The organism is Bacteroides finegoldii DSM 17565, from assembly GCF_000156195.1.
Lineage (GTDB): Bacteria > Bacteroidota > Bacteroidia > Bacteroidales > Bacteroidaceae > Bacteroides > Bacteroides finegoldii.
Map to the genome: position 1 here is coordinate 172,847 of NZ_GG688328.1, position 4,326 is coordinate 177,172.

The 4,326-nt window shown below is 36.5% G+C and carries 5 protein-coding genes; all 5 read left to right on the forward strand.

What is annotated here, in order from left to right:
* Window positions 1–59: 59 nt before the first annotated feature.
* Entirely contained in the window at window positions 60–1,013 is a 954-nt protein-coding gene (locus tag BACFIN_RS05195; protein ID WP_032839829.1) for a zinc-binding metallopeptidase family protein, read from the forward strand.
* Entirely contained in the window at window positions 994–1,344 is a 351-nt protein-coding gene (locus tag BACFIN_RS05190; RefSeq protein ID WP_007756237.1) for a hypothetical protein, read from the forward strand. The genes BACFIN_RS05195 and BACFIN_RS05190 overlap by 20 nt, the downstream gene beginning before the upstream one ends.
* A 162-nt stretch (window positions 1,345–1,506) precedes the next feature.
* Complete coding sequence (locus BACFIN_RS05185; RefSeq protein WP_007756238.1) at window positions 1,507–2,196, forward strand: recombinase family protein; 690 nt, start codon at window positions 1,507–1,509, stop codon at window positions 2,194–2,196.
* 16 nt (window positions 2,197–2,212) lie between these two features.
* Window positions 2,213–2,419, forward strand: a complete 207-nt coding sequence (locus tag BACFIN_RS05180; protein ID WP_007756239.1) for a hypothetical protein — start codon at window positions 2,213–2,215, stop codon at window positions 2,417–2,419.
* 1,135 nt (window positions 2,420–3,554) lie between these two features.
* Window positions 3,555–4,326 (forward strand): hypothetical protein (locus tag BACFIN_RS23050; RefSeq protein WP_007756251.1); only part of this gene is annotated, 772 nt, incomplete at its 3' end.

The following is a 4,326-nucleotide window of genomic DNA, read 5'->3' on the forward strand; positions in this document are numbered from 1 at the left end:
ACTGCCTTATGCATACGAGATGAATGAAATAAATGTTTAACCCACAAAAAATAAGAATTATGGAATTGCTTAGGAAATTATACAAGGTTTATAGCCCGAGCGGAAAAGAACGGGCGATGATCAAGCTTATATGGAATTATACCAAGAGAATTACCGGTACCAAAGTTGAAACAGACGCAGCCGGGAACTTGTATATAACAAAGGGGGAAGCGGAATCATATCCCTGTATCGTAGCGCATCTTGACCAGGTACAGAGGTTACATTCAAAGGATTTCCTGCCTATTGAAACGGGAGAAATCATATTCGGTTACAGCTCCCGGAATAAAAGACAGGAAGGACTCGGAGCCGATGACAAAAATGGAATCTGGATAGCACTCAAGTGTCTGGAAAAGTATGACACCCTAAAACTGGCGTTCTTTGTCAGTGAAGAAGTGGGATGTGTCGGGTCAGGAAAAGCGGTGATGGATTTTTTCAATGACTGCCGCTTTGTTATACAGCCCGACAGACGGGGATACCAGGATATTATTAATGAAATAGGTTGGACATCACTATGTTCTCCCGGGTTCCTTCAAGCTGCCGGATATAAAAAGTTCGGATACAAGGAAACACGTGGAATGATGACGGACGTGCAGGAACTAAAGGAACGGGGGCTTCAGGTAAGTTGCGTCAATCTCAGCTGTGGATATTATGAACCACATACGGACCATGAGTTTACAATAAAGAAAGACCTTATGAACTGTCTGTCACTGGTAGAGCATATCATTGAGAATTGTACTGACACTTATCCACACCAGACAGAAATATTGGACAGACGATGGAGGAGCTATGATGAATTTGACGAAGCTGTAGACGAGATATTTGCGCTGCTCGACCAGGGGGAATTATGGAGCGTAGAAGACCTCTATTATATGTACCACTCCGTTTTCCCACAACTGGATATGGAAGACTACCGGAGAATATATACAGAATATTATAACTTAAATAAAATCGAATATGGAGAACAAAAATTATGATCTGAAACTGGCAGGATATATATGGTCAATCCTAAAGACACAGCCCTTTATAGTAATGTCATGGGGAGTGGATATGAATACGATAAAACCGGTCGAAGGAGGACTGGGATTTCACGTGCAGGGATTCATACATACAGGAATGGTGCGGATCATTCTCGATGAAGGAAAGGATCTCTTTGAAATACATCTTATCCCCGATTCTGAAGGAGAAGAAAAAGTGATAGAAGACGTTTATCTGGACATGCTTGTTTCCGTGATAGACAGGAATGTGGAAAAAACGGATGATTATGAGAAGAGGATTTCTGATACATACGATATTATAAGGTATTAGGAAATCTTAGAGAAATTCAGAATCTAAAAAGACGGCTTTCTGTGAGAGAATAGAATTTATAGCAACTCGAAATCTCACGGAAAGCTTTTTTTTATAGACCTGATTCTTCCAGTTTAAAGGTTATTGAACGAGCGTTTAGTAACCGGGAAGAATGTTAATTAAATGTTAAATATGGAACAACAGAAGAATTATATAGCTTATCTACGGCAGTCAACGATGAAACAGGAAATATCAGGACTTGGCGTAGAGGCACAAAGAGAAATTATACAGAATTACCTGAAGGAGAGAAAACCGGTCGCTGAATATATCGAAACAGAGAGCGGACGTAAATCTGACAGGCCCAAACTTACGGAAGCTCTGGAGGTATGTAGAAAAACAGGTTCCATCCTGATTGTCGCAAAACTGGACAGATTGAGCAGGAATGTTGCTTTCACCAGTAAATTATTGGAGTCCGATGTAGAAATAGTGTTTTGTGATTTTCCGGAGGCGAACAAACTCGTACTGCATATAATCAGCAGCATAGCGGAATATGAGGCGGGACTGATCAGCCAGAGAACAAAACAGTCTCTAAGGGCAAAGAAAGCAAGAGGATGCAGGCTTGGCAAATCTGAAAACTTATTGAGCAGATTACCACAGGCAGTAGAGAACAGCAACAGAACCAACAGACAGAAGGCTCTCGATAATCCAAATAACAAGAGGGCTGTTGCGTTATTGAAAAATCTGGTAAAAGAAGAGAAGTCATTGTCAGAGATGGCAAGAATATTAAACAAGGAAGGATTTGTGACAGCCTGGGGATGTCAGTTCAAAGCATCGCAGGTCAGTATATTGCTTAAAAGACATAACCTAAAATAAAGGAGAAAACCGAATCATGGAAACCGAATACGTTATACTCCTGGACTTTTCAACAGGAGAAATCATAAAGATTAAATTAAGTAAGCGGCAGAGAAAGGAATCAGAACAATACGATGATTTTGAAGAGTATCTGGCAACACTGGAAAAAGAATATGGATTCAGACTGGATGACTGCCAATGGATGATTACTGAAACTTATCTGGAACGCAAGTATGGATTCTGATATAAAATGACCAAAAAACTAAGGGAAACTATGTGGAATGGTTTCTCTTTTTTTTCTTTCCTCCATTACTTTAATGAAAAGAGTGTAAGACTTTCTTTTTGTGATTAACCGGGAAATATCAAAAAATGTAAACATTAGGCATAAGTTAGATTATTGCACTTTTCCCCCAAATGATATAAAGTGTGAACGTTGGTATTTCCTATAGCATTAGGTAGCTGTTTGTGAAAATAGTTACCTGATTATAAGATTTGGAAAGTTGGCGGAAATACATCTATCTTATCTAATCTTTTAAGTATATAAGGTCTAGGATGGTGGAATACCCAATTACTTTGTAGATACATAAAGGTTAATATATCAAACTTGTCATAAACCAATCCATTACTGCCAAAAATTTCTAATACCCTATATATGGAATATAAGAAAGAAAAGAAAAAAGGTAACTCTATTTGTCTTACCGGATTTCAGGATATTCAAGGTAAAGATAATCGGAGTTGGTCAGAGACGAAAGTATGAAGCGAAGTGGAATATAAGACATAGCTGAAAGACAAGAGGGGAAGTGTAAATAAAAAATCTACAAAAAAGGTACAAATGCTTAAAGAATAGTGTTTATTGTAGTTTTTTTATAACATCCTTCGGTTATGTAAATACTCTCTACTATCGTATGCTTCCGTCTCTGACTAACCTACAATGGACTGTAATAAGGATACAGGATCATGATATAATATATATTTCCGCCTGTAATAGTACTGAAATTCTTATATTTGAAGAAATAATACTCAAAATAAGAGCGTTACATTGGACAAAAAGCTTTATCTTTGCAACGTCTGACTGGAGAAATGGTCAGATATATAGAAAGCGTTTTTTGCTTTTATCCTGCAACTGAAATCGCCAATTTCAAAAAACAGAGGGATAGAGACAATGTAACGCTCATTCTGTTTTGTATATGTACTTGATACAGCCAGTGTTGTATCTAGACATAACATACGGCGTGGGTATTGTTTCTTCATATTCATTTCTGTGTGGCGTTTGGCGATGCCTAGTTGCAATGAATAGCAAGACAAGTCCTCACGCCTTTCTTATATAGTCGAACTTAATGCTGAGTTTGGAGGACTTATAGGTATATAAATATATATTTATGAATACTCCTTTAGATAATGCTAAGAGATATTTACAAGTAGGAGAGCCGGAAAAAGCTTTTGCTCTATTAAAACACAGTGATCTTAGTAACCCTGAACATATGCAGTTGATGATGTTATGTCGAAAAACATTGTCTGAACAATATGTATATTTAATAAAAGATTACCTAGACAACAAGCGCCTTGTAGAGGCTCAAGAATTAATTCTTAAATATCAAAAAAATTTAGGAACAGATAGTATTATAAAACCGCTTTACTCTAAAATGCAACAAATGGAACTGTCGGACAATAATCTATTGGCAAGATATTCTCGAATTTCTTTAAAAAAAATAACAGATATAACTATTGCTTTATTTATCCTATTCACCTTTGTTGCTTTTTTAGACTATATTGTAGATACTACATCAATATTAGAAGGAGGATTTGGTTCTGTTGCTGGAATTATTTTCCAAACGTCTTGCTTCTTTCTATATCTTTCATTATTAAGGAACAGTATAGAATCTATAGCTAAACGTAAAATTATAAGCTATATTTTACTAGCGGGATTTATATTGATTCTTTTACAACTATTTAATAAGCTACTTTCTGAAGATTTGCTATATTATGGAATTAAAATGCCATGGATATATGAAACTGAGTCAACATGGAATATTGAACTAACATGGAATTATGGAACTGAAACAACGTGGGACTATGCAACTATTTCGGATATAACAAGATGGTATAAGGTTAATTTTATTGACAGATGCATATCGCATAAAGAAATTACTG